The 24,292-nt window shown below is 73.3% G+C and carries 28 protein-coding genes; 18 read left to right on the top strand and 10 right to left on the bottom strand.

Annotation, left to right across the window (positions count from 1 at the left end):
- Window positions 1–28 precede the first annotated feature (28 nt).
- Window positions 29–517: a MarR family winged helix-turn-helix transcriptional regulator gene (locus BXY45_RS16790; RefSeq protein ID WP_425468337.1), complete on the bottom strand. Its 489-nt coding sequence runs from the start codon at window positions 515–517 to the stop codon at window positions 29–31.
- Between the two features lie 68 nt (window positions 518–585).
- Here BXY45_RS16790 and BXY45_RS16785 point away from each other — a divergent pair, with 68 nt between their 5' ends.
- Complete coding sequence (locus BXY45_RS16785; RefSeq protein ID WP_109775660.1) at window positions 586–819, top strand: hypothetical protein; 234 nt, start codon at window positions 586–588, stop codon at window positions 817–819.
- Between the two features lie 48 nt (window positions 820–867).
- Here the strand turns inward: BXY45_RS16785 and BXY45_RS16780 are convergent, their stop codons facing one another.
- Window positions 868–1,158 (bottom strand): Dabb family protein, encoded by a 291-nt coding sequence (locus BXY45_RS16780; protein ID WP_109775659.1) that lies wholly within the window; start codon window positions 1,156–1,158, stop codon window positions 868–870.
- Between the two features lie 41 nt (window positions 1,159–1,199).
- The gene (locus BXY45_RS16775) at window positions 1,200–2,018 is read right to left on the bottom strand and encodes a GmrSD restriction endonuclease domain-containing protein (protein WP_425468336.1); all 819 of its coding nucleotides are present in this window, start codon (window positions 2,016–2,018) and stop codon (window positions 1,200–1,202) included.
- 249 nt (window positions 2,019–2,267) lie between these two features.
- Here BXY45_RS16775 and BXY45_RS16770 point away from each other — a divergent pair, with 249 nt between their 5' ends.
- The 3 genes from BXY45_RS16770 to BXY45_RS16760 all read left to right on the top strand — a co-directional run bounded on the left by BXY45_RS16770 (window position 2,268) and on the right by BXY45_RS16760 (window position 4,215).
- Complete coding sequence (locus tag BXY45_RS16770; protein WP_109775657.1) at window positions 2,268–2,537, top strand: helix-turn-helix domain-containing protein; 270 nt, start codon at window positions 2,268–2,270, stop codon at window positions 2,535–2,537.
- On the top strand, window positions 2,534–3,043 hold the full coding sequence (locus tag BXY45_RS16765) for a hypothetical protein (RefSeq protein ID WP_109775656.1): 510 nt from the start codon (window positions 2,534–2,536) through the stop codon (window positions 3,041–3,043). The genes BXY45_RS16770 and BXY45_RS16765 overlap by 4 nt, the downstream gene beginning before the upstream one ends.
- Before the next feature lie 101 nt (window positions 3,044–3,144).
- Window positions 3,145–4,215, top strand: a complete 1,071-nt coding sequence (locus BXY45_RS16760; RefSeq protein ID WP_211319670.1) for a DUF4037 domain-containing protein — start codon at window positions 3,145–3,147, stop codon at window positions 4,213–4,215.
- Between the two features lie 149 nt (window positions 4,216–4,364).
- Here the strand turns inward: BXY45_RS16760 and BXY45_RS16755 are convergent, their stop codons facing one another.
- From BXY45_RS16755 to BXY45_RS16745, 3 genes are read right to left on the bottom strand one after another with little or no spacing between them, the layout of a single operon-like run.
- A complete protein-coding gene (locus BXY45_RS16755) occupies window positions 4,365–4,652 on the bottom strand; it encodes a YciI family protein (protein WP_109775683.1) in 288 nt (95 codons plus the stop codon).
- Between the two features lie 34 nt (window positions 4,653–4,686).
- Window positions 4,687–5,421 carry a class I SAM-dependent methyltransferase gene (locus BXY45_RS16750; protein ID WP_211319669.1) on the bottom strand — a complete coding sequence of 245 codons (735 nt, stop codon included), beginning with the start codon at window positions 5,419–5,421 and terminating at the stop codon, window positions 4,687–4,689.
- Window positions 5,418–6,440, bottom strand: a complete 1,023-nt coding sequence (locus BXY45_RS16745) for an NAD(P)/FAD-dependent oxidoreductase (protein WP_109775654.1) — start codon at window positions 6,438–6,440, stop codon at window positions 5,418–5,420. The genes BXY45_RS16750 and BXY45_RS16745 overlap by 4 nt, the downstream gene beginning before the upstream one ends.
- A gap of 77 nt (window positions 6,441–6,517) precedes the next feature.
- Here BXY45_RS16745 and BXY45_RS16740 point away from each other — a divergent pair, with 77 nt between their 5' ends.
- The 9 genes from BXY45_RS16740 to BXY45_RS16695 all read left to right on the top strand — a co-directional run bounded on the left by BXY45_RS16740 (window position 6,518) and on the right by BXY45_RS16695 (window position 13,491).
- A complete protein-coding gene (locus BXY45_RS16740) occupies window positions 6,518–7,243 on the top strand; it encodes a carbon-nitrogen hydrolase family protein (protein WP_109775653.1) in 726 nt (241 codons plus the stop codon).
- Window positions 7,236–7,874 carry a helix-turn-helix domain-containing protein gene (locus tag BXY45_RS16735; RefSeq protein ID WP_109775652.1) on the top strand — a complete coding sequence of 213 codons (639 nt, stop codon included), beginning with the start codon at window positions 7,236–7,238 and terminating at the stop codon, window positions 7,872–7,874. The genes BXY45_RS16740 and BXY45_RS16735 overlap by 8 nt, the downstream gene beginning before the upstream one ends.
- A 365-nt stretch (window positions 7,875–8,239) precedes the next feature.
- Window positions 8,240–9,064 carry a DUF2127 domain-containing protein gene (locus BXY45_RS16725; protein ID WP_211319667.1) on the top strand — a complete coding sequence of 275 codons (825 nt, stop codon included), beginning with the start codon at window positions 8,240–8,242 and terminating at the stop codon, window positions 9,062–9,064.
- Window positions 9,061–10,275, top strand: coding sequence for a histidinol-phosphate transaminase (locus tag BXY45_RS16720; protein WP_245961879.1), 1,215 nt, complete (start codon window positions 9,061–9,063; stop codon window positions 10,273–10,275). The genes BXY45_RS16725 and BXY45_RS16720 overlap by 4 nt, the downstream gene beginning before the upstream one ends.
- Window positions 10,272–10,892 carry an imidazoleglycerol-phosphate dehydratase HisB gene (hisB, locus tag BXY45_RS16715; protein ID WP_109775649.1) on the top strand — a complete coding sequence of 207 codons (621 nt, stop codon included), beginning with the start codon at window positions 10,272–10,274 and terminating at the stop codon, window positions 10,890–10,892. Before BXY45_RS16720 ends, hisB begins: the two co-directional genes overlap by 4 nt.
- Before the next feature lie 34 nt (window positions 10,893–10,926).
- The gene (locus tag BXY45_RS16710) at window positions 10,927–11,439 is read left to right on the top strand and encodes a hypothetical protein (protein ID WP_109775648.1); all 513 of its coding nucleotides are present in this window, start codon (window positions 10,927–10,929) and stop codon (window positions 11,437–11,439) included.
- Window positions 11,440–11,457: 18 nt separating this feature from the next.
- Window positions 11,458–12,513, top strand: coding sequence for a potassium channel family protein (locus BXY45_RS16705; protein ID WP_245961878.1), 1,056 nt, complete (start codon window positions 11,458–11,460; stop codon window positions 12,511–12,513).
- Between the two features lie 43 nt (window positions 12,514–12,556).
- Window positions 12,557–13,099 carry a DUF1440 domain-containing protein gene (locus tag BXY45_RS16700; protein ID WP_170131567.1) on the top strand — a complete coding sequence of 181 codons (543 nt, stop codon included), beginning with the start codon at window positions 12,557–12,559 and terminating at the stop codon, window positions 13,097–13,099.
- A gap of 83 nt (window positions 13,100–13,182) precedes the next feature.
- A complete protein-coding gene (locus BXY45_RS16695; protein WP_109775646.1) occupies window positions 13,183–13,491 on the top strand; it encodes a DUF427 domain-containing protein in 309 nt (102 codons plus the stop codon).
- A gap of 102 nt (window positions 13,492–13,593) precedes the next feature.
- Here BXY45_RS16695 and BXY45_RS16690 read toward each other — a convergent pair whose 3' ends face one another.
- Together BXY45_RS16690 and BXY45_RS16685 are read right to left on the bottom strand one after the other, a co-directional pair.
- A complete protein-coding gene (locus tag BXY45_RS16690; RefSeq protein ID WP_109775645.1) occupies window positions 13,594–14,466 on the bottom strand; it encodes a glycosyltransferase family 8 protein in 873 nt (290 codons plus the stop codon).
- Window positions 14,463–15,884 (bottom strand): D-arabinono-1,4-lactone oxidase, encoded by a 1,422-nt coding sequence (locus BXY45_RS16685; RefSeq protein ID WP_109775644.1) that lies wholly within the window; start codon window positions 15,882–15,884, stop codon window positions 14,463–14,465. Before BXY45_RS16685 ends, BXY45_RS16690 begins: the two co-directional genes overlap by 4 nt.
- Window positions 15,885–16,075: 191 nt before the next feature.
- On the opposite strand from BXY45_RS16685, the gene hisH reads away from it, so the two are divergent.
- Complete coding sequence (gene hisH / locus BXY45_RS16680; protein WP_109775679.1) at window positions 16,076–16,771, top strand: imidazole glycerol phosphate synthase subunit HisH; 696 nt, start codon at window positions 16,076–16,078, stop codon at window positions 16,769–16,771.
- Window positions 16,772–16,804: 33 nt separating this feature from the next.
- On the opposite strand, the gene BXY45_RS16675 is transcribed toward hisH, so the two are convergent.
- Window positions 16,805–17,440, bottom strand: coding sequence for a TetR/AcrR family transcriptional regulator (locus BXY45_RS16675; RefSeq protein ID WP_109775643.1), 636 nt, complete (start codon window positions 17,438–17,440; stop codon window positions 16,805–16,807).
- Window positions 17,441–17,558: 118 nt separating this feature from the next.
- Between BXY45_RS16675 and BXY45_RS16670 the strand changes: the two genes are divergently transcribed.
- Window positions 17,559–19,058: an APC family permease gene (locus tag BXY45_RS16670; protein ID WP_109775642.1), complete on the top strand. Its 1,500-nt coding sequence runs from the start codon at window positions 17,559–17,561 to the stop codon at window positions 19,056–19,058.
- Window positions 19,055–20,740 carry an amidohydrolase gene (locus BXY45_RS16665; protein WP_109775641.1) on the top strand — a complete coding sequence of 562 codons (1,686 nt, stop codon included), beginning with the start codon at window positions 19,055–19,057 and terminating at the stop codon, window positions 20,738–20,740. The genes BXY45_RS16670 and BXY45_RS16665 overlap by 4 nt, the downstream gene beginning before the upstream one ends.
- A 165-nt stretch (window positions 20,741–20,905) precedes the next feature.
- Here BXY45_RS16665 and BXY45_RS16660 read toward each other — a convergent pair whose 3' ends face one another.
- Window positions 20,906–22,348: a DUF2252 domain-containing protein gene (locus BXY45_RS16660; protein ID WP_211319666.1), complete on the bottom strand. Its 1,443-nt coding sequence runs from the start codon at window positions 22,346–22,348 to the stop codon at window positions 20,906–20,908.
- Window positions 22,349–22,431: 83 nt separating this feature from the next.
- Here BXY45_RS16660 and priA point away from each other — a divergent pair, with 83 nt between their 5' ends.
- On the top strand, window positions 22,432–23,199 hold the full coding sequence (gene priA, locus BXY45_RS16655) for a bifunctional 1-(5-phosphoribosyl)-5-((5-phosphoribosylamino)methylideneamino)imidazole-4-carboxamide isomerase/phosphoribosylanthranilate isomerase PriA (RefSeq protein WP_109775639.1): 768 nt from the start codon (window positions 22,432–22,434) through the stop codon (window positions 23,197–23,199).
- A gap of 49 nt (window positions 23,200–23,248) precedes the next feature.
- Window positions 23,249–24,265 carry an SseB family protein gene (locus tag BXY45_RS16650; protein ID WP_245961881.1) on the top strand — a complete coding sequence of 339 codons (1,017 nt, stop codon included), beginning with the start codon at window positions 23,249–23,251 and terminating at the stop codon, window positions 24,263–24,265.
- Window positions 24,266–24,292: the final 27 nt, after the last annotated feature.

The raw sequence follows: 24,292 nt of genomic DNA, 5'->3' as shown, positions 1-24,292 counted from the left end.
TCGTGGCGATCGCCACAGATCCCCGCCGTCACGTTTGAGACTGCTCCGCCGGGGGAGGCCCCGCCGTCGTCGCCGCGGCGATGACGGACGTGAGGGAGTCGCGCAGCGCCACGAGGTCGCCGACGTCCATCCGCAGGCGAGCCATGACCGCGCGCGGCACGGCCAGCGCCTGCTGGCGCAGGGCACTGCCGGTTTCGGTGAGTTCGACGACGACGACGCGCTCGTCCCTCCCGTCGCGGGCCTTGGTGACCAGGCCCACGCTGACCAGGCGCTTGAGCAGCGGCGAGAGCGTGCCCGAGTCGAGCTGGAGCAGGCCGCCGAGCTCCTTCACCGTGAGGCGGCGGTGCTGCCACAGCGCCAGCATCACGAGGTACTGCGGGTGCGTGAGGCCCAGCGGTTCGAGCACCGGTCGGTAGAGCGCGATGACGCTGCGGGCTGCCACCGCCAGGGCGAAGCAGACCTGCTGGTCGAGGGCCAGGAGGTCTGGCTCGGTGTCGGGCGTGGCGGCGGTCACGATGACAGCCTATTGCTCCACGGCGTACAATCCGATTGCACACAATTGATCTGCATGAGAGGGATGGCGTCGTGTCGTTGCTGCGAAGGCTGGCCGGTCGCCTCGATCGCGCGCTGGGATCGGTGGAGCAGAACCTCAAGGCCGTGTACGGCGGCGCCCAGGTCGACAAGCAGCAGGCAGGCACCCAGGCTGCCCGCGCCGAGCATCGCCTGTCCGGTGTGCGGGGCGAGTTCGAGATGCACCGCGATGCCACCGGTCGCACCTACCTCGTCACCAAGCCCCCGGCGGGCAAGGCCCTCGACTGAGCCCCCCTCCGCCACGATCATGCGCGTCCGCGCCACACCGGGGCTGGGTCAGGGGACCTCGAACTGCACCCGCACGATCTGCTCGCACAGCGGAGCGAACATCTCGCGACGGATGCGGTTGTACTCCTCGTCGAGGTCGTACGCGCGATAGCTGACCTCGTCGGCCCAGTCGTTGGTGATGGCGAAGTCCCACGGTTGCTCTCGCAGTCGCAGGTCGGTGCCGACCCTGCAGGCCAGGCGCCCTGGGGATTCGAGCGCGGCAATGGCATCGAGGCCCGGCTGCACGTCCTCCAGTGCCACGCCGTCACGGAGCTTGCCGACCACCACGTTGCGGATCACCGCCCTATCCTCGCCGCTGCTGCGTGTCACGCCACGTCATGTCAGGTGCAGGCGACACCGTTGCCGTCGCGGTCCAGGCGCGGGTTCCAGCCCGGGTCGCCGCTGCGCAGGGGTGTAGCCCCGGCTGCCTTCGCGTCCGCGCAGCTCTCGAACGGCCCTCGCGCCGACGGCACGCCGGAGGCGCCCGGCTGCGGGCCGACGCCGCCGTCGTCGCGAGGCAGTGGCTGGTCGGGGCAGGTGTCGAGGACGTCAGCCATGGCGTCGCGCTCGGCCTGCGTGACCCAGGCGCCGTACTTCGCCTTCACGGCGATCTGCCGCGCCACGTACTGGCAGCGGAACCCCTTGTTCGGGGGCAGCCAGGTGGCGGCGTCGCCGTCGCCCTTCGCTGAGTTCAGGGGCCCGTCGACGGCGAGCAGGTTCAGCGGGTCGTTGGCGAACTGCTCACGCTGCTCCGGGGTCCACTGCTGCGCGCCGGTCTGCCATGCGTCCGACAGCGCTACGAGGTGGTCGATCTGCACCTCGGCGCTTCGAGGTCCGCGCTGGAAGCGGATCTCCTTCGGTGTGTACGGATCGACCAGCACGCCGCTCGACACCTGGCACGGGTCGGTGCGGCTGTAGACGACGTCGGTCATGTCGCGGGCCAGCACGTCGTCACGGGTGTCGCAGCCGTTGGCATCGACGTCCTGCCACGCCTGCCCGAACTGCTCGCGCGAGTACCCGGTCTTCGGTGCCTTGCCCTTGATGGGGAGCCCGTCCAGCGCGGCCCGTGCGGAACCTGCCGGGGCCTGCTCGGAGCTGCGCTGCTCGGGGCCGAGGGCGACGTCGAGCAGGTTGCCGAGGCCGCCGGCGGAACGGGCGATGAGTACGAGGAGCACGACGAGCACGACCGCCGCGACGACGACGCCGACGCGCGACCGGACAGGGCGGGATGCCCCCCGGGGGGAAGTCCGGGACACGGGGCGAGCCTGTCACGACGGTCCCGTCCGGCGCAGCGCCATCACGCGTCCCTGTGGACGGGCGGCGCTGTGGTCGTCGTAGTCGTCCTCCTCCTGTGGGTGCAGGGCCGCATCTCTTGAGCAAACCGTAGTAGTAATGCTACGAATAGAGGTATGGGAAGGACGCCGCGCAGCAGTGAAGATGCTGTGCACGACCGCATCGCCGTGCTGCGGGCCGAGCGGCGCACCAGCCGCAAGGAGCTCGCCGAGGCCGTCGGCGTGCACCCGCAGACCATCGGGTACCTCGAGCGCGGCGAGTACAGCCCGTCGCTGGCCCTCGCCCTGCGCATCGCCCGGTACTTCGACCTCCCGGTCGAAGCCGTGTTCAGCCTCGACCCCCTCCCGCCCCTCAGCGCCGAGCTCTACGGAAGGACAGTCCGATGAACGCCGCGACCCGCACCCGCTCCAGCTCCCGCACCGCCGGCCTGAACGCGACCTTCGACGACGAGCGCTACGCCTGGACCCGTCGCACCTCCACCCGCCGCGTGGGCGTGGTGGCCGAGGCCCTGCTGCTGACCGCCCTGACGGCTGTGGCGCTGCTCGCGGCCTTCGGGGCCCTGCCGCTGGTCACGTCGGTCGTCGTCTGGACGGCGGGATTCCTCGCCTTCATCCCGCTGCATGCGGTGGTGAACCTCGGGGTGCGCGGCGTCTTCGACCGCCGCGAGTCCACGCTCGACGAGGTGCAGCGCACCATGCGCGACCGCTCGTCCGCCGCCGTCCACGCGGTGCGGGTGGTGCTGGGGCTGGTCGCGGTGGTGGGGGCCGTGGCCGTCGCGCTGCACGCCCCCGTGCCGACGCAGGCGTACTCGGTCGGCTTCGTGCTCTGGTTCGCCACCTGGCTGCTGTCCACCTGGCACCTCGCCTGGACCCTGCCCGCCGAGGACGACTGACCCCCACCCCCCCCCGGGGGTGATCATGGACTTCCCGAGCACTTTCCGCCCTGATCATGGGAGTCCGGAACACGGTTGCGGGTCTGGCTAGCGTCGGCGCTGTGCACCTGACCGGCGCCGACCTCGCCCACGCGTACTGGCGGCACGTGGTCGCCCCGGTCGTCGCCCAGCGGTGGCCGGGGCTCCGCTGTGCGGCTGCGCGTCTCGGCAGCGGCTCCGACGTCCTCGGGCTCGACGACGCCACCTCCCGCGACCACGACTGGGGCCTGCGGCTCACCCTCCTGCTTGGCCCGGCCGCGGACGGCGACGGGGACGACGACGGCGAGCGCCTCGTCGCGGAGGTCGACGCACACCTGCAGGCCGCACTCCCGCAGGGGTGGAACGGACTGCCGGTGAGGTTCGCCGTCACGTGGGACCGGCGCGAGCACCACCGCGTGGAGGTGGCCTCCGTGCGCGGGTTCGCCCGCTCGCGCCTCGGCCTCGACCCCCTGGCGCCCTGGGACGCGCTCGACTGGCTGTCGCTGACCGGCCAGTCGGTGCTGGAGGTCGTAGCGGGGCCTGTGTTCACCGACTCGACGCGCTCCCTCGCCGAGGTGCGGCGGCGACTGGCCCACTACCCGCCGGAGGTCGAGCTGGCCGTGGTCGCCGCCGCCTGGGGGCGCCTGTCCCAGGAGCTGCCGCTGGTCGGGCGCACCGCGGACGCCGGCGACGACGACGGGTCGCGGATCATCGCCGCCCGGCTCGCGCGCGTGATCGTGCACCTCGGGTACGTGCTCGAGCAGCAGTGGGCCCCGTACCCGAAGTGGGCGGGCGTGCTGTTCGCCCGGCTCCCGCGGGCCGGGTCGGCGGTGTCCGGACTGCGTCGCTCGCTGGCCGCGGACGGCTGGCGCGAGCGCGAGGCCGGGCTCGCCGACGCCCTCCGCGTGCTGCACGAGCTGCAGCGCCAGCGCGGTCTGCCGGTGCCGCGCGACGCCGTCGAGCCGTTCTGGGACCGGCCCTACCTCGGTGTGCCGGAGGATGCTGCGGAGTCGCTGCGGGCGGCGATCACCGACCCGCTGCTGCGGGCGCTGCCTCCGGGTGTCGGCGCGGTGGAGCAGTGGGTGGACGCGGTCGACGTCCTCGTCGACCCGCGCCGCCGTCGCGCCGTCACGGATGGGTGGCGAGGACGGTGACGGGGCTGACCGGCCCAGACGTCGTCGTGCCGACACCGGGCAGTCCGCTGATCACCACGAGCACGGCCCCCACCTTCCACCGTGATCATGGGCGCTGGCCACCCTCGGGCGGGGTGGCCAGCGTCCATGATCACCGATGGGGTGAGGGGTCAGGAAGCGGGGAAGGCGTCCTTGAGGCTGCCGCCCACCACGGTCCAGCCGACCGTGCGGCGCTCCGCGACGATGCCGCCGTCGGTGACGAACGGGTCCTGATCGAAGGTCGCGTCGGCCTCGGCCGCCGAGGCTGCCTCCAGCACGAGCACCGCGCCGTCGGCATCGGTCGGGCCCGAGACGAGGAGGTTCGGCAGCGTGCCGAGCCACTCCCGGTGCGCCGGGCGCACGGCGCTCCGGCGCTCGGTGTCGGGCGTGTAGGAGTACGTCACCACGTAGACGGCCATGCGTGCAGTCTCGCCCACGCCCTCCCCAGGCCCCTCAGGGGAGGCGGCGGACGAGGACGACGCTGTCGTTGAGGTGCCCGTGCTGCTGGTCCGACCCCGCCGGTGCCGCAGCGGTGCGCCCGGCGACCTCCGCCCGCAGCACCTGCCACTCCTCGCCCAGTGCCAGGTCGGCCAGCACCTGCTGCGGCGTGGGGAAGCCGATCCGTGCCCGCGCGTCGAGGTCGGCCCACGGCGGCGGCTCGGCGTGGTCCACCACGAGCAGGTGCCCGCCATGGGCCACCGCAGCCGCTGCCCGACGCAGCACCTCCGCCCGCGGCCAACCCACCGGTGCCTGGAGGAACTGGGCGTTGACCAGGTCGAACTCACCTTCGGGGAACGTCTGGGTGAGGTCGTGCCGCTCGAGGACGACGTCGACGCCCCGCGCCGCCGCCGCGCTGCGCGCCTTCGCGACCGCCGCGTGCGCGACGTCGACGCCAGTCACCGACCACCCGCGCTCGGCGAGCCAGACGACGTCGCCGCCCTCCCCGCAGCCCAGGTCGAGCGCACGCCCGGGCGCCACCCCGCCGGCTTCCAGCGCAGCCACCGCCTCGACGAGCCGGGCGTTCGCGTTGCCGCTCCACCGGGTGCCGTCGCCGCTGTAGAGCTGCTCCCACCAGTCCGGCAGGCCGTCGGCGGAATCGGGTAGAGGCGGCATCTCGCGGCGCGGACCGCCGTGGTCGTGCGTGTGCTGGTGTCCGTGCTCGTGCTGCCCGTGCGTGTGCTCGCTCACCGTGCTGCTCCCGCCATCTCGTCGTCGTGCAGCTCGGTCCTGGCAGCCGCCGCGGCTGCCAGGTCCTCGCGCGCCAGGTCCATCGTCATCGCCGCCCCGGCCTGCATGCCAGCCGCCGTCACCGCCGGGACCACGGCCATCGGGGCGGCCGCGTTCCCCGCGGCCCACACACCGGGGATGCTCGTCGCTCCTGTTGGGTCGGCCACCACGACACCCGTCGCGGCAACGACTCCCATGACCTCGACGTCGGTCACATCCACGCCCAGCGCGGCCGTCAGCGACGTGTCGACGCGCACCTGCGACGCCGCCACCACGGCTCCCACCTCCAGCGTCCGGCCGGAGGCCAGCCGCACGCGCACGCCGCCGTCGTCGTCCCCGACCGGCTCCAGGGAGGCCACCTCACCGGTCACGAACTCCACCCCGGCCGCCTCCAGCTCCTGCCGCTGCGACGCCTCGACCTCCGGTCCGGTGTGCGACAGCACCACCACGCGGCTCGCGACACTGCGCCACAGCGTCGCGGCGTGAGCGGTCACCGGACCCGTCGACAGCACCGCGACGGAGCGCCCGCGCACCTCCCACCCGTGGCAGAACGGGCAGTGCAGCACGCGGCTGCCCCACAGCTCGCGCAGTCCCGGCACGGGCGGCAGCACGTCGGTGCCGCTGTGCGCGAGGAGCAGGCGGCGCGCCGTCGTCGTCCTGCCGTCGTCGAGGACGACGACGAAGCGCAGCGGCTCACCGTCGCCGCTGCTGCGCCGCAGGGAGGTGACCCGACCCTCGACGACGCTGCCGCCGTAGCCGGCCAGCTCCGCCCGGCCCGCGGCCACGAGCTCGCGCGGCGGCACCCCCTCGCGGCCGAGGAGGTTGTGGATGCCGTCGGCCGGGGCGTTGCGCGGCTGGCCGGAGTCGACGACGAGCACGCTGCGCCGCATCCGGGCGAGGGCGATCGCGCCCGCCAGGCCGGCGGCGCCGCCGCCGACCACGACCGCGTCGTACTGCTCGTCGAGCTGCTCGGAGTCCATGCGGGGAGAGTGCGGAGATGCTGGCCGATGTGGCAAGCATTCTTGCCGGAACAGCAAGCGGCGGCGCAGGATGGGGTGTGCTCGAGCCCCTGCGCGTCGCCGTCGCCCAGCCCGCCGTCATCCACGGAGACCTCCTCGCCACCGCGGCGGCGCACGCCGACGCGGTCCGCCAGGCGGCCGCCCGGCTGGTGGTCTTCCCCGAGCTGTCGCTCACGGGGTACGTGCTCGACGCGCCGACCGTCGCCCTCGACGACCCGGCGTGGGACGAGCTGGTCGCGGCGTGCGCCGAGCACGGCACGACGGCGCTCGTGGGCGCGCCTGTCGCTGGCGACGACGGGGAAGGGCGGGCGATCGGGGTGGTCGCCGTCGACGGGAGCGGCGTGCGGGTGATCTACCGGAAGGCGCACCTGTACGGCGAAGAGCTCGACGCCTTCACCGCTGGTCCGGGGGCGACCGTGGTGGAGGTCGGCGGGTGGCGCGTCGGCCTGGCCGTCTGCCGCGACACCGGCATCGCCGAGCACACCGCTGCCACGGCGGCGCTGGGCGTGGACCTGTACGCGGCGGGCGTGGTCGACCTGCCGGAGGCGCTGACCGTGATCCGTTCGCGGGCGGTGACCAACGCCCGCGCGTGCGGGGCCCCGGTGGCCGTGGCGAGCGCGGCGGGCCCGGTGGGGGAGCGGTTCGGGTTCCCGCAGACGGCGGGTGGCTCCGCGGTGCACGACGCCGACGGCGCGCTGCTGGCGGCGGCGGGCGCGGAGCCCGGGGAGCTGGTCGTGGTGGACCTGGAGCCACCGCGTGGCTGACAGGGCTGCAGCGGATCGTGCGGACGGTGTTCAGGGTGCTGATCTGGACGGTGTGCTGGACGCCGTCGGCCCGCGCCTGCGAGCGCTGCGCCAGCAGCGTGGCGCCACACTCGCGCAGCTGAGCGAAGCCACCGGCATCTCCGTGAGCACGCTGAGCCGGCTCGAGTCCGGGCAGCGCCGGCCGACGCTGGAGCTGCTGCTGCCGCTGGCGAAGGCGCACGCGGTGGCCCTCGACGAGCTGGTCGGTGCGCCCGCCACCGGAGACCCCCGTGTGCACCTGCGGCCTCAGCGCCACCACGGCCGCACGGTGGTGCCGCTGACGCGCCAGCCGGGCGGGCTGCAGGCGTGGAAGATCGTGCTGCCCCCGGAGCCCGACCGGACCCCCGACGGGCCGACGGGTGACGGGCTCAAGGTGCACGAGGGCTGGGAGTGGTTCTACGTGCTGGCCGGGAGGATCCGGCTGGTGCTCGGCGAGCACGACATCGTGCTCCGCGAGGGCGAGGTCGCCGAGTTCGACACCCGCACGCCGCACTGGTTCTCCAACCCCGGACCGGGGCCCGCGGAGGTCCTGAGCCTGTTCGGCCCGCAGGGGGAGCGGATGCACGTGAAGGCCCGCACCCGCCGCGACTGACTGACTGACCCTGGCGGTCCGCTACGTCCCGCCGAACATGCAGAAGTCGTGTCCGAGGTCGATGCGGGACGGTTCGGGAAGGTTCTGCATGCCTGGCGGGACAGTGTCGCGGTGTGATCGCCCTGGGTGGTGTGACGCCGGACGTGCAGAAGTCCGCTCGGAGCGTCTCCCGGGGCTTCCCGGAGCACTTCTGCACGTCGGTCGTCACCGGGAGGGTGGCCGAGGCCCATGATCACGGTCGGAAGGTGCTTCGGGCGTCCATGATCACGGACGGGGGCGCAGGGGGTGTTCAGGCGACTCCCAGGATGTGAGGGCTACCGTCACCCGTGACCTCCGTGCGGGTGAAGCGGCGCAGGATCCCGCGCGTGCGCTGGGACCTCCTCGACTGCGCACTGCAGGGCCACTACACGGTGGGCCGCGATGTCGCCGAGGTCCGCCCCGAAGACGCTCTGCTTCTCCGCGAAGACGCTGACGGCTTCCGCTGGCACCGCTGCCTGCGGTGCGACGCCTGGCTCCCCGCCGCCGCGCCCGCCGCGGCGCAGGCCACCCGCGAGCACCTGCCCCCGCGCGACCAGATCGACCTTCCGCTGCGCGGCCGTCCGCTGCGGGACAAGTACGTGCTGCGCCTCATCGCCCTCGACAGGGTGGTGCACGTCATCGGCCTGGGGTTGCTGGCGGCCGCCGTCCTCGTCTTCTCCGGCAACCGGGCCACGCTCGACAGGTGGTGGCTGTGGGGGCTCGACTTCGTCCAGCAGCACGGCGTGGTCATCGACACCGCACACGGCTTCCTGGCGCAGGTGTCGGGTTGGTTCGCGACACCGTCCAGCCACCTGCTGCTCATCGGCATCGGGTTGGTGGCCTACGCCGCGCTGGAGGCCACCGAGGCCGTGGGCCTGTGGATGGGCCGGCGCTGGGCCGAGTACCTGACGTTCGTGGCCACGAGTCTGCTGATGATCCCCGAGGTGGCGGACCTGGTGAGCGGGGTGACCCCCACGGGTGTCGGACTCTTCGCGCTGAACCTCGCTGTCGTCGTCTACCTGCTCTTCGCCAAGCGCCTGTTCGGCCTGCGCGGCGGTGGCAGAGCGGAGGCCGAAGAGCGTGAAGCCGACTCCGGCTGGTCGGCGTTGGAGCGGACCGCACCGCCGCGACCGGCCGCTGTCGTGCCGGATCACTACCCTGGACGCTCGTGAGCCCCACCTCCGCGCCGAGCCTGGTCTCGGACACGACCCTCGACGACCTTCCGCTCCGTGACGACCTGCGCGGCCACGTGCCCTACGGCGCCCCGCAGCTCGAGGTGTCCGTGCGGCTCAACACCAACGAGAACAGCCACGACGTGCCGCCGCAGGTGGTCGAGGCGGTGGTCGCCGCGATCGCCGAGCAGGTGCCGCACCTCAACCGCTACCCCGACCGCGAGGCCGACGCCCTGCGCGACGCCCTGGCGGCCTTCCTGCGCGCCCAGCCCGCGTCGCACGGCGTTCCGTTGACCCGCGGCAACGTGTGGGCCGCGAACGGGTCCAACGAGGTGCTGCAGCAGCTGCTGCAGGCGTTCGGCGGGCCGGGGCGCACGGCGGTCGGCTTCACGCCGTCGTACTCGATGCACCCGATCATCACGGAGACCTCCGGCACCGCCTGGGTGGACGGCAAGCGCGGCGACGGGTTCTCCCTCGACCCGTTCGACGTGGCGCAGCAGGTCGGCGTCGTCGGCGAGCACGGAGCGGACGTCGTGTTCCTCACCAGCCCCAACAACCCGACCGGCACGGCACTACCGCTCGACGTCGTCGAGGCCGCCTACGAGGCGACCCGCGGCATCGTCATCGTCGACGAGGCGTACGCCGAGTTCGCCCGCCCGCTGAACGCCGGTGGCACGCCGAGCGCCATCACGCTGCTTCCCGGCCGCCCCCGCCTGGTGGTCACGCGCACGATGAGCAAGGCCTTCGCTTTCGCGGGCACCCGTGTCGGCTACCTCGCCGCCGACCCGGCCGTCGTCGACGCGCTGCGCCTCGTCCGCCTGCCCTACCACCTCTCCTCACTGACGCAGGCCGCCGCGACCGCCGCGCTGGCCCACGCCGATGTGCTCCTCGCCACCGTCGAGGACACCAAGGCCCAGCGCGACCGACTGGTGGCCGCCATGCCGACCCTCGGCCTGTTCGCGCTCCCCAGCGACGCCAACTTCGTGCTGGTCGGCGGCTTCGACGACGCCCCCGCCGCGTGGAAAGCGCTGCTCGCGCACGGCGTGCTCGTGCGTGACGTCGGTATCCCCGGCCACCTGCGCATCACCGCGGGCACCGAGGCCGAGACCGACGCGGTGCTCGCGGCGCTGGCCGAGGTGGTCGCGCAGGCCGAGGTGGCCGCCCACCCGGAAGACGACCAGGACGACGACGGCGAGGGGCAGCGAGCATGAGCGGGCGGCGTACAGCGCGCATCGAGCGGACCACGAGCGAGTCGAGCATCTCCCTCGAGCTCGATCTCGACGGCACGGGCCGCACCGAGATCAGCACGGGCGTGGCCTTCTACGACCACATGCTCACGGCGCTCGGCAAGCACTCCCTCATCGACCTGCGCGTGCAGGCCACCGGCGACACCCACATCGACGCCCACCACGTGGTGGAGGACACCGCCATCGTCTTCGGGCAGGCGCTGCGCCAGGCCCTGGGTGACAAGCGCGGCATCGCCCGCTTCGGTGACGCGCTGGTACCGCTCGACGAGGCGCTCGCGCAGGCCGTGGTCGACGTGTCCGGCCGTCCGTTCGTCGTCCACAGCGGTGAGCCCGAGGGGTACGAGTACGTGCTCATCGGCGGCGGCGGCGGTGGCGTGCCCTACGCCGGCAGCCTCACCCGGCACGTCTTCGAGTCGATCGCGCTGCACGCCCACGTGTGCCTGCACGTGCGGCTGCTCGCCGGCCGCGACCCGCACCACGTGGCGGAGGCCCAGTACAAGGCGCTCGCGCGGGCGCTGCGCGCCGCAGTGGCCCTCGACCCTCGCGTCGACGGCGTGCCGTCGACCAAGGGCGCGCTGTGAACCTCGCGAAGACCGTGCTGGCTGAGTCCGCGCCGTGAGCTACGAGATCCCCGGCGCGGGGGGCGGGAGCTTCTTCGACCCGTCCGAGGGGGCGCGCCGCGCGGTGCTCGTGCTGCCCGTGCTCGACGCCGAGCGTGCCGCCGACATCTGCGCGATGAGCGGCGTCGCCGCCGTCTGCGCGCCGGTCTCCGGCGCTGGCGTCGTGGCGGTGCCCGCGCCGCGCGAGGGCGTGCTGCCCGGCCTGGCCGGGGTCGACGCCGCGGAGCGGCTGAGCCGCATGCTGCGCGGTCTCGACGTCGTCCTGCTCCTCGCCGAGGGGGAGCAGGGGCAGGAGGGCCAGGTGACGGCGCAGACGTGGCGCGGTGGTCAGCAGGTCCCCGATGGGCGCCCGGCCGGGCTGCTGCTGGCGACGTGGCCTGGCGACGTGCTGCGGTTGCTGCTCGGCAGCCTCGAGGTCTCCGAGGTGTCGGGAGCAGCGACGAGCGTGGGGCGCAGTCGCTGGTCGGCGGTGCGCGGCATGCTGCGCGCCCGCCGCGGCCGCAGCTGACCCGAGGGGTTGGACGGCGTGGCTGACAGGGCTGGCACCGCGGCAGGTGGCGGCCGACAGGGGCTGCGCCTGCCGCGGCTGACGCCGCGGCGCACACCGCTGACGTCGATCGCGCTGCGGCTGGGGCTGGCGCTGCTCCTGCTGCTGGTCAACTGGGGCCTGGTGCTGCTGGAGTCCGACCAGTACACCGACAACGCCGACGGGCACGTCTCCGTCATCGACGCGCTCTACTACACGACCGTCACGCTCTCGACGACCGGCTACGGCGACATCACGCCGGTCACCGAGCAGGCGAGGCTCGTCAACGCGCTGGTGGTCACCCCGATGCGCCTGATGTTCGTCATCATCCTGGTCGGCACCACGCTGTCCGCGCTCACCGAGCGATCCCGCACCGAGATCCGCGTCCACCGCTGGAAGGCCCGCATGCGCGACCACGTCGTCGTCCTCGGCTACGGCACCAAGGGCCGCAACGCGGTCCGGGCCCTGCGCCTGCGCCACCACCCCGCAGACCGCATCGTCGTCGTCGAAGCTGACGCCGCCGCGGCCGCCCGCGCCAGCAGCGACGGGTACGCGGTGGTCATCGGGTCCGCCACGCACAAGTCCGTCCTCGCCGAGGCGCAGGTCGAGCGGGCCAGGACAGCGATCATCGCCCTCGACCGCGACGACACGGCCGTCCTGGCCGCGCTCACCCTGCGCCGCGTGGCGCCGCACGTCACGGTGCTCGCGTCGTCCCGGGAGTCGGCGACGGCCGAGCTGCTGCGCGAGAGCGGCGCCGCGTCGGTGGTGGTCTCCTCCGAGACCGCGGGCCGCCTGCTGGGCCTGGCCACGGACAGCCCGGACGCCGTGAGCGTGGTGGAGGACCTGCTGTCGTTCGGCTCCGGGCTCGACCTCGACGAGCGCGCCGTGGAGCCGTCGGAGGTGGGCCGGCCGCCGCACTCGTGCGGGGTGCCGGTGGTCGGCGTGTGGCGCGGCGGTCGGATGCTGCGCTACAGCGACCCCTCCATCGGCTCGCTGCAGCCCGCCGACCGCATCCTCTACGTCGCCTCCCGCGAGGACCCGCAGCCCCCGCGCTGATCCTCCGGATGCGGGGTGATCGGTCGTGCAGTACCCAGGACGTGTGGCCTCCTCGAAGCTCCTGACCGACGTCGCCCTGGGTCTCGCCGCGGGGTGGGTGGGGTCGACGGTGAAGGCCGCCGCCGAGTCGTCCCTGCAGGAGTGGGGCGAGCGGAAGCTCCCGCCCGAGCCCGGCCAGAAGGAGCTGGACGGCGCTGACCCCGCCGGTCACGGCGACCGCATGCCGCCGTCGCTGCTCTACCGCAAGCTTGTGGCCGCGCGGAAGGGCCAGGCCGCTGCCGATGCCCTGGACGACGACGACGTCGAGGCCGGCGCCCAGTGGTTCCACCGCGCCCTGGCGTACGGGTACCCGGTCTTCTACGCGGTGCTGACACGGCGGGTGCCGCTGGCGCGCGCCGGCGGCGGGGCGGCCGGGGGAGCGGTGCTGTTCGCCGCCTTCCACGGCTCGACGCTGCCGGCCCTGGGCGTGCAGGCGTCGCCGTCAGAGCTGCCGAAGGCGTGGTGGGTGTGGGAGGGCGGCTCGCACGTTGCGTACGGGGTGGCCGTGGACTTCGTGGTCGACACCCTGCGGCGCATCACCCGCTGACGAGCCTGCCCGCGGGAGTGCCGCAACCGCGCGGAGCGTTGTACGGACCGGGGCCGCTGGGCCCAACAGATCGAGGAGGACCTGTGAAGGCTGTGCTGGACGGGGTCGTCGTGGCCGAGGCCGAGGACGACGCGATCGTGCGCATCGAGGGCAATGCCTACTTCCCACCCAGCAGCGTGGTGGAGGGCGCCCTGGAGAAGAGCCCCACGCCGTACACGTGCCCGTGGAAGGGCGTGGCGCAGTACTGGAACGTCACCGCCCCCGGTGGGAAGACCGCGGCCGACGGCGCGTGGAGCTACCCCGAGCCGTACCCGGCCTCGTTCGACCGGGTGGGCGCCGACTACTCCGGTTACCTGGCGTTCGACAAGGCGCAGATCACCGTCACGTCCTGACCCGTCACCGGTTCGCACTTTCCGCGGCAAGTGCGCCATACGCCCCCGTCCTTCTCGCACTTGCCGCGGAAAGTGCGAGAAGGACGGACGGCGAGGGGGGCTTCAGGCGGCGGTGGAGGCGGACGCGGGACGCGTGGTGAACAGGCCGGGCGTGGTGTCGGCGAGGTCCCACCAGAGCTGGTGCAGCGCGGCGTACTTCTCACCCGGCTCCGGGCGGTGCTCCCACGGCTTGTCGATGATGTAGTGGATGTTCTTCACCTCGTCCGCATCCCACAGCTGCGGATGCTGGTGGGGCAGCGTCTTCAGCGCGTTGTAGACGTACGGCATCGGTTGCCAGCGCCCGTCGAAGAACTCGTTGAGGAAGTCCTGCTCGGCGAACTGGTACGCCGACAGGTCGGCCAGTCCCCGGAGGCGGGAGAGCATTTTCGCGTGCACCGCCGCATCGGGTTCGATGACGAGGAAGCCACCGTTGAAGTACTCCTCCACACCGGGCTCCCGCACATGGGAGGTGCCGCGGCAGTGCGTGTAGAAGCAGTTGGCGGGCACCCAGCTGGCGGGATAGCTGGCGATGCGGTTGGGGTTGCACCGGCACGCGTGGCACGCCGCGATGCCCCCGGGAGGTAGGTCGATGGAGAACAGCTCGTCCATCGGCTGCAGCACGAGCATGTCGGCGTCGAGCACCACGAGCCGGGAGAACTCCGTGAGCCCCCAGGCGCCGAGCTTGGTCCACACCTCGGCGAACCTGGCGTTGGCGTAGTGCGCCTCCAGGGAGGAATCAGGACCCACACGCGGCAGCTCCCGGACGAGCGCGCCGTCAGCGAGCAGCGTGCGGCGGGCGTCGTCGTCGACGTCCTCGGTGACCATCACCACGAGCGGGTACTGCGAACCGCTGCGCTGCAGGGAGGCGTGTAGCGCCCGCACACCGACGAGGTAGTTCGGCTGCGTCAGCAGCGTCGCCCAGGCAGCGCCGCTCATGCGGCCACCTCGCGCGACGCTGACGACGCCCGCGACGCCGGGAAGAGCCGATCCGTGAAGGTGTTGCTGAACACGCGCTCGGGGTCGAGGGCCTCGCGCACGGCGAGGAAGTCGTCCCAGCGCGGGTACAGCGCGGGCCAGTCGTAGAGGGTGTCGTCGAAGTACTTGCCCCAGTGCGGGCGCCCGCCCTCGGCGGCGAGCAGCTTCTCGACCTCGATGAGGAAGTCGACGCCTTCCTCGGACAGCGAGCCGTCCTCGGCGTAATAGACGACGAAGCCGAAGTAGAGCGTGTCGTCGCCCTGCGACGGGCTGAGCCAGGCCCGCGACGGTCCGGTGGCGCGCAGGATGATCGGGTAGTGCAGGTGCGGGCTGGTCTCCGCGTGCCAGGCCCGGATCTTCTGGACGACGGCGGGCGCGCGGTGCAGTGGTACGCCGATCTCCACGTTGATCTGCGGCGTCGCGATGCCGCGCATGAAGACCTGGTAGACGTCACCCGTCACGTCGGAGAAGTCCTTGAAGCGGGTCACCGTGCGGAACGGCTTGCCTTGCGCGTCAACGATGCGGGTGTCCGCGCGCATGTGCGCAAGCGCTGCGTCGACGGCGCGGTTCATCGCGTCGCTCGTCTCGGTGCGCTCCACGAGCTGACGCCCACCGGCCTCCCAGGCGGCCAGCTCGGGCGCCGAGGCCCGCTGCGCCGTCCAGACGTGCACCTTCTCGTCATCGGGGAACCACCACGCCTTGGCCATCTCGTGGCCGCGGTTCCACACGAGCAGGTCGTCCTCGAGGGTCTGCGCGCTGGTGGCGCCCTTGACGCACGAGTACACGGCCACCGGCACCGTGCGCAGCGTCACCGCGGTGACCACGCCGAGGGTGCCTAGGCCCACCTGCAGCGCCCCGAACCACGGGTGGTCGGCGCCGAACTCCTCCACGGAGCCATCCGCCATCACCAGGCGCAGCGAGAGCAGCGCGTCACCGATGGAGCTCTGCTGCAGCCCCTGGCCGTGCGTGCCGGTGGCCAGCGCGCCCGCGAGGGTCTGCTCGGCGATGACGCCGGGTGCGGCGGGCAGCATGCGGCCGAGCGCGGCGAGAGCGTCGAAGACCTCCTGCAGCACGGTGCCGCCGGCGAACGTCGCCCAGTCTTCACCGTGGGCGAGGAGCCCGGCGTGACCGCGGATGTCGAGGAGAACCTCGCCGTCGGAGGTCCCGGCCGGAGCCAGCATGCGGCCGGAGGACATCCGGCTACCGACCAGCCGCACGCGGCCGGGGCGGGAGGCGAGCAGCGAGCGGATCTCCAACTCGGAACTCGCCGTCACCAGAGCCTCAGGGCTGGCCAGCACAGAGTTACGGGCCCAGTTCCACAGGTGGCCGCCGTCGACGTCGGAGACATCACGGTGGGGGTACGGACGCTCAGGAGCCATGGCTTGACCTCTCTTCGCGCGATCCACCGACCTCGCCCGTGTGGCGGGTCGACCTGCGCGGGCAGGAGCGGGTGCTCGCTGACGCTAACCGCGCCAGGGCCTGTTCGCCGACCGGGATGCAGTGGTCTGAGTCACACCGCCGGACCGCCTAGCCTGGTCTCGTGAGCACCGAGAACGCCGCTGCTGACGACCTGACCAGCGCGAACGGCAGCGCGAACAGCGCCGCGGGCGGTGCGCGGCGCCCCCGCGTGGTCGTCCTCGACTACGGCTTCGGCAACGTGCGCTCGGCCGTGCGGGCCCTGGAGCGGGTCGGTGCGGACGTCGAGCTCACTGCCGACCGGCGCGCCGCGCAGGAGGCCGATGGCCTCGTGGTCCCCGGCGTCGGCGCGTTCGAGGCGGTCATCCAGGGCGTGAAGAGCGTCCGTGGAGACGAAGTGGTCGACCGGCGCCTCGCCGGAGGTCGCCCGGTGCTGGGCATCTGCGTGGGGCTGCAGGTGATGTTCGCCCGCGGTGTCGAGCACGGCGTCGAGAGCGAGGGTCTGGGGGAGTGGCCCGGCACCGTGGAGAAGCTGCCCGCCGCCGTGGTGCCGCACATGGGCTGGAACACCGTCGAGGCCCCCGAGGGGTCGGTGCTGTTCGACGGCATCGCCGATGAGCGCTTCTACTTCGTCCACTCCTACGGCGTGCAGCACTGGGAGCTGGACGACGACGTCCGCGACGACGGCACGATGCGCCGCCGACGCCCGCTCGTGACGTGGGCCGAGCACGGCGCCCGATTCGTGGCGGCCGTGGAGAACGGGCCGCTGTCGGCCACGCAGTTTCACCCCGAGAAGTCCGGCGACGCCGGCGCGCAGCTCCTGCGCAACTGGGTCACCTCCCTGCGCTGACCCCCACCTCCCGCCCCGTCGAAGGACCGCAGGTCAGGAGGAGGACGACGACGGCGGGGCGCTCGCGGCGAGGCCGTCGAGCAGCAGCCGCAGCCCGGTGGTGAAGGCATGGTCGGCGCGGTGGTCGGGTGACGGCTCGGCGCGCAGCGCCTCACCGAGCAGGCCGTGGGCGTCGTCGTCGTCGACCTGGACCATCGCGTCGGGGGCGGCCGCGTCGAGGGCGGAGCCCAGCACGAAGCACTCCAGGGCGGTGAGGGTGGCCATCGCCTCCTGCGGCGGGACGCCCGCGCGGCGCAGGAGCCCCAGCACCCTGTCGTACCCGCGGGCGGCCTGGTGGCTGCGGATCGGCTCGGTGGTGAGCAGCCCGATGGCCCGAGGGTGGCGGGCGAACGCCGCGCGGTAGCCGACGAGCCACTCCTCGAGCGGCTGGCGCCAGCCGGCGGCCTCGGGCACCTCGGTCAGATCGGCGTCGATGCCTGCCGTCACTTCGTCACGGATGAGGTCGACGAGCTCCGCCCGGTCCTTCACGTGCTCGTAGAGGGAGGAGACGTGCACGGACAGGCGGCGGCTGACCGCCGACATCGTCAGCTGGCCGTTGAGCTCGAGCTCTCGCAGGGCCGCCGTGACGATGCGGTCGCGGTCGAGCAGTCGAGTCCTGGGTCGGGCCATCTGTCGATCGTGCCAGGAGACCCGTTTGCTCGAGTCTGCGCGCACCCCCTTCCGGAACGCTCAGGTGAGCCCTACGTTGTGCCAATCCCAAAGGGTTTGGGTTAATCGAGGAGCGCTCATGACGACGCACCGCCCCGCCGCAGAGACGGCGACCAGCACCGCCGCCAGCACCACCACGACGGACTCATCCGCTGCAGCCACCGCGCTGCGCCCGGGGGTCCTCGGAACCTCGAGCATCGCCTTCATCGTCATCTCGGCCGCCGCACCGCTGACCGTGATGGCGGGTGTCGCCCCGCTCGCCCTGCTCATCGGCGGTCCGGGAGCCCCGGCCGCCTACCTCATCGCCGGCCTCGTGCTGCTGCTCTTCGCCTCCGGCTTCACCGCCATGTCAGCGGTGGTCCCCAGCGGCGGCGCCTTCTACAGCTACATCACCCTCGGTCTGGGCCGCCCCGCGGGCTTCGCGTCGGCGCTGCTCGCGCTGGTCTCCTACAACGCCCTCCAGATCGGCGTGTACGGCCTGCTCGGCGTCGCCGGCACCACTGCCGTCACCACGCTGACCGGCGCGCAGGTGCCCTGGTGGGTCATCTCGCTCACCGGCCTGGTGCTCGTGCACCTCCTCGGGCGCAGCGGTGTCGACGTCGGCGCCAAGGTCCTCGCGGTGCTCCTCACCCTGGAGAGCGCCATCCTCGTGGTCGTCTGCATCGGCATCTTCGCCGCCGGCGCGGTCCAGTTCGGCCAGCCCGGATCGTTCACCCCGACCGCCGTGTTCGCGCCCGGCATGGCCGCCGTGCTGGCGCTGGCGTTCGTCGCGTTCACCGGCTTCGAGTCCACGGCCATCTACCGGGCCGAGGCCCGCGACCCCGAGCGCACCATCCCCCGCGCCACCATCGTGTCGGTCGGCTTCCTCGCCGCCTTCTACGCCTTCGTCGTGTGGACCGTCGGGCACGCGTACGGCAACCAGGGCCCCGAGTACCTGGCCCAGCACCTCAACGACCTGTTCGCCGTGGCCGCCACCGAGTACGTCGGGGCGTGGGCAGCGGACGTCCTCGTCATCCTGCTCGTCAGCAGCGTCTTCGCCTCCCTGCTGGCCTTCCACAACGCCTGCAACCGCTACGCCCGCTCCCTCGCCGTCGAGGGCGTCCTGCCCCGGGCGCTGGCCCGCACGCACCCCCGCTACAAGTCCCCGGCCACCGCTGGCCTCGCGCAGACGGTGCTCGCGCTCGTCGTCGTCGGCGGCTTCGCCCTCGCCGGCGCCGACCCCTACCGCCAGCTGCTCCTGTGGGTGAACACCCCCGGCGGCATCGGGCTGCTCCTGCTCCAGGCCCTCGCCTGCGCCGCGGTGCTCCGCTTCTTCTGGAAGAACCGGCGCGGGTACAGCACGCTCCGCGTGATCGTCGCTCCCGCTCTCGGGCTCGTGCTGCTCGTCGTGGCCATCGTCCTGACCATCGGCCAGATCGACCTGCTCACCTCGGCCGGACCCGCCGTCAACACCGTGCTCGTCGGGCTGGTGTTCGCCGTCGTCGTCCTCGGGCTGGTGCTCTCCCCGGTGCTCGCGCGGCGCCTGCCGCAGGCCTGGGCGCGGCTCGGCACCGGCCGCGGGGAGGAAGGCGCAGCGTGAGCACCCCCTCCAGTGCCGGGACATCCGGCTCAGCTGACCTCCTCTTCGTCGAGGCCGACGTCGTCACCCTCGACCCCTCCCGTCCGCGTGCCAGCGCGGTGGCGGTGGCCGGTGGCGTGGTCGTCGACGTCGGCGGTGACGAGGTGGCGCAGCGATGGCGGGGTTCCCGCACCGAGGTGGTGCCCCTGCGTGGCGCCGCGCTGACACCCGGCTGGGTGGACGGCCACTCCCACCCCGTCGGCAGCCTCACGATGTCCGCCGGCGCCGACCTCACCGGCGTCCGCACCCTGGGCCAGCTGCGCGACGCGCTCGCGCGGCTGGCCCGGGAGAACACCGACGGCTGGGTGCAGGGCTGGGGCCTCATGCCCGACGTCTTCCCCGGCGGGGTGCCCCGTGCCGACCTCGTCGACGACGTCCTCGGCGGGCCCGACGGAGGCGCGCTCTGCCTGCTCCGCATGGCCGACGCGCACTCTGCGCTCGCGAGCACGTCACTGCTGCGGGCGGCCGGGGTCGACGGCCCGCGCCGGTTCGCCAGCACCGCCGAGGTCGTCTGCGACGACAGCCCCGACGGCCCCCGCCCGACAGGCTTCCTGCTCGAGTGGGACGCGATGCTGCTCGTCGACCACCTCGCCCCCCGTGCCCCGGACGCCGACCTGCGCAAACGGCTCCACGCGCTGCTCGGTGACATGGCAGCCCAGGGCCTGGTAGGCGCCCACGTCATGGACGGCGACGCCTCCTCCCTGGGTCTCCTGGCCCGCACCGAGGACGACGACGACCTGCCGCTGCGGCTACGCGTCGCCCCGTTCTGCATGCCCGGGGTCGACGACGACGGCATCGCCGAGCTCATCGCCTGGCAGAGCCGCGTTGGACGACGCTGGGGCGTCGCCGGCGTCAAGTTCATGATCGACGGCACCATCGACGGCGGCACGGCCTGGCTCGAGCACCCCGACGTCAAGGGGGAGAGCACCGCCTCGTACTGGCGCGACCCCCAGGCCTACGCCCGGGCCGTGCGAGCCCTCGACGCCGCCGGCGTGCCCACGGTCACGCACGCCATCGGAGACCGCGGCGTGGGCTTCGTGCTCGACGTCCTCGAGCCCCTCGGCCCTCCCGCGGCTGCCGACGGGTCCGGGTCTCACGGCCAGCGGCGCGCCCCGCACCGACTGGAGCACCTCGAGACGCTCCCCGACCACCTCGTGGCACGCATCGGCGCCTCGGGGATCACCGCCTCGATGCAGCCGACGCACTGCTCCCACTTCGTCGCGGCCGACGGCAGCGACAACTGGTCCCAGCGTCTGGGGCCGGAGCGCGCCGGGCACGGGTGGCGCATCCGCGACCTCCTCCAGGCCGGGGCGCTCGTGGTGCTCGGCTCGGACTGGCCCGTCGCGAACTACGACGCCCGCGCGATCATGGCGGCGGCGCAGCTGCGCCGACCCGTGGAGGACGACGACGCCGCGCCCGTCAGGCCCGACCAGGCCATCAGCGGCGCCGCCGCGCTCGCCGGGTACACCCGCGGGCCGGCGCTCGCCGTGGGTGACGCCTCACGCGGGGCGATCCGCGTGGGGGCCGTCGCGGACCTCACCGCGGTGGGTGTGGACCCGACGACGGCGCCACCGGCCGATCTCGCCGCCGCGCCCGTCGTCATGACGGTGGTCGGCGGCCGGCCTGTCCACCGCACCCTCTGACCTCGCGCCCTCTCACCCCGCCACGATCATGCGAGTCCGCGCCACCTACCCGCCACGATCATGCGCCTGCGCGTCACGAGAGCGCAGGGCACCGGACGTGGGGACCGGGTGGTGGCGCGGAACCGCATGATCGTGGCGGGGCAGGGACTGTCAGAGGGGGAGGAGTCAGAGGCCGGGGAAGGCGCCGTTGCGGAAGCTGTCGACGAAGAGGCGGAAGTCGTCTCTGACCACCTCGGCGTAGCCGAGCGCGAACGTCACGACGTCAGCAGCGAAGAGCTCGTCGCCGCTGCGCCCGCCGTCGTCGTCGCCCTTGTCCTGGCCCTCACCGGCGGCGTCGAGCACGGCGACGATCGCCTCCTCCACCTGGAAGGGCACCTCCCCGCCGTCGCTGGAGGAGTCGGCGACGCAGTGCACCTTGGCGGTCGCGCGGCCGAGGTCGCGCAGCAGCGCGACGGCCTGGTCGGGCTCGTCGACGTCGTCCCAGTCGAGGTCGGCGGTGTACGGCGACACCTCGCTGACCACGTAGCCGACGCCGTCGATCTGCGTGTGACCAAGCCACGGGTCGGCGTGGGCCTGCAGCGCCCGCTGGCTCACCGCGGTGCGGTGGCCGTGATCGGTGAACAGCTCCGTCGACCCGTCGCTCGTCACGAGCCGACCCACCACCCGGGACGGCGCCGCCACCACGCCCTGCTTCATCGACAGGACGACGTCGTTCTCCATCGCCTGCGTGCGTCCCTCCAAGAGCAGGCTGTAGGTGCGCAGGCCCGCGCTGCCGATGCCGATTCCGGAGCGGCCGACGACGTCCTTGACGTGGTACTCGATGCGCTCGCCGCGCTTGGCCTCCGGGATGGTGTCGAGGTAGGTGTCGAAGGCCGCGAGCACCGCCGCGCGCTCGTCGTCGTCGAGGCGGCGGTGCAGTGGGGTGTCGCGGAAGCGGCGGTCGATCGTGGAGTCCGGCCTGTCGGCGATCTCCGTCTCGGCGTCCAGCAAGTCGATCCGCCGGGAGGCGCGGGCGCGCTCCAGTGCGTCGTGCACGGGCCCGGTGGTGTTGTCGAGGCGTAGGGCGAATGCGGCGTCGTCGTCGCCGGTGGCGAAGGCCCGCACCTGCTCGGTGTACGCGGTGCAGTAGGCGGTGACCATGCGCTCGATGTCCGCATCGGCGAAGGCCTTGGCCACCCCGAGCAGCGCCACCGACGCCGCCATCCGCCACACGTCCCACGTGAACGGGGCGAGGTAGGCCTCGTCGAAGTCGTTGACGTCGAAGACCAGCTGGCCCTGGTCGTTCATGTAGGTGCCGTAGTTCTCGGCGTGCAGGTCTCCTTGGATCCAGACCCGGCTGGTGCGCTCGTCGGCCCACCTGTCCTGATCGCCCACCTCGGGGGCGGCGACGTCGGCGTAGAACAGGCACGCGCTGCCGCGGTAGAAGGTCCAGGGGCTGGCGGCCATGCGCCGGAAGCGGCGCCGGAAGGCCGCGGGGTCCGACTCGATGAGGGGCCCGAAGGCGTCGAGGAGGACGGCGACGACGTGCTCGCGCCGTGCGTGGGGCTCGCGCCGGCGCGCTGCGGCGACGACGGGGTGGGTGGCGGGTGCGCCGCTGCTGTTGGACACGGCGCTCAGCCTGGCCCTACCGCAGGACGGCGACCACCTGGCCATCCAGCCACCTGGCAATCCATCCCGGCGGGGCTGGGAAGATGGCGCCCGTGAGCAGTGAGACCACCCTCCCCTCGAGTGCCGCCCGCCTGCAGCTGTTGCCCGCCGTGGACGTGGCCGACGGCCAGGCCGTCCGCCTGGTGCAGGGTGAGGCCGGTTCCGAGACGCACTACGGCGCTCCGCTCGACGCCGCGCTGGCGTGGCAGGAGGGCGGGGCGGAATGGATCCACCTCGTCGACCTCGACGCCGCCTTCGGTCGTGGCTCCAACGCCGAGCTGCTCGCCTCCGTGGTCGGCACGCTCGACGTCGACGTGGAGCTGTCCGGCGGCATCCGCGACGACGCCTCCCTCGAGCGCGCGCTGGCCACCGGCTGTCGGCGCGTGAACCTCGGCACCGCGGCGCTAGAGAACCCGGAGTGGACCGCGAAGGCCATCGCGCGCCACGGCGACCGCATCGCCGTGGGTCTCGACGTGCGCGGCACCACGTTGGCCGCCCGCGGCTGGACGCAGGACGGCGGTGACCTCTGGGAGGTGCTCGACCGCCTCGACCGCGACGGCTGCTCCCGCTACGTGGTCACCGACGTCACCAAGGACGGCACGCTGCGCGGTCCGAACACCGAGCTGCTCGCGCAGGTGTGTGCCGCGACGAAGGCCCCCGTCATCGCCTCCGGCGGCGTGAGCTCCCTGGCCGACCTGCAGGCGCTGCGCGCTCTGGTCCCGGACGGCGTGGAGGGCGCGATCGTCGGCAAGGCGCTCTACGCGGGGGCGTTCACGCTGCCCGAAGCGCTCGACGTCGCCGGCCGTCCCTGACCCCCACCGCCGTGATCATGGACTTCCCGCCCCCCTTCCTCCCGTGATCATGGGCGCTAGCCACCCCCCGCATGGCGGCCTGCACCTGCCCGGCCGCCACGGTGACGCTCACGGCGACTCCGCCGGCACTCCCTGGACCGGGCGCACCCTCACCGACAGCCCCTTTGCCGGCGACGACGGCGCGGTGGCCTCGGCGGTGGCCGCCCTGCTCGATGCTGCCCGTGTCAGCGGTGAGCCGGTCGACGTGGCGGCCCTCGTCGCGGCGCTTCCGGGGGCGCGGCTCTTCGTGCCGGTGACTGCCGTCTCCGCCGGCACGGACGAAGCCACCGGAGGTGACCTGGGCGCCGACATGGCCATCCCGACCCTGCGATCGCCCGACGGCCGCGACGCGCTGCCCGTCTTCACCGGCGTCGCCGCGCTCACCGCCTGGAACGCCAAGGCCCGCCCGGTGCCCGTCGAGGCGCGCCGCGCCGCCGTGAGCGCAGTGCAGGAGGGGCAGCAGCTGCTCGTACTCGACCCGGGCGTTGAGGGGCCGGCCGGCTCCGTCGTCGTCCCCCGTCCCGCGCTGTGGGCGCTGGCGAAGGGGGAGCCGTGGACGCCGTCCCCCCGTGATCCGGACGTGGTTGCCGCCGTTGCGGGGCTCGCAGACGGGCTGGAGGGCGTGGTCGAGGTGACCGCCGAGCCCGGCGCGGGAGCGGGTGCCGGCGGCGAGCTGCGCGTGGTGGTGCACCTCGTGGCCGGTGCCGGTGACCGCGCCGACCGGGCGCGATCGGCGGTGGCGCAGCGGCTCGGCCAGCACGAGCTGCTCGCCGAGCGCGTCGACTCCGTGGAGCTGGTGGTGCGCGAGCTGCCACGCGCGTTGCTGGTGGTGCGGCCCCGCGAGGGCGGGATGCTGCGGCGCTGGGCCGTGCACCCGGTCGGCGCCACCCCCGGTCAGCCGGCCAGGACGACGACGGCGCACCGCAGCGAAGCCGCCGCTCGCGCCGCCGCGGCGCAATGGTGCGAGGAGGACGGTGGGCACGAACCGCGTGCGGGCGACGAGCGATGCCGGTGGTGCGGCGCCTAGGGTGCTGCGCCGAGCAGGAGGTGCGCG

Origin of the sequence: Quadrisphaera granulorum (genome assembly GCF_003149145.1) — a bacterium.
GTDB lineage: Bacteria > Actinomycetota > Actinomycetes > Actinomycetales > Quadrisphaeraceae > Quadrisphaera > Quadrisphaera granulorum.
The sequence above is the reverse complement of the archived record's forward strand: the minus strand, read 5'-3'. Positions and strand labels throughout refer to the sequence as shown.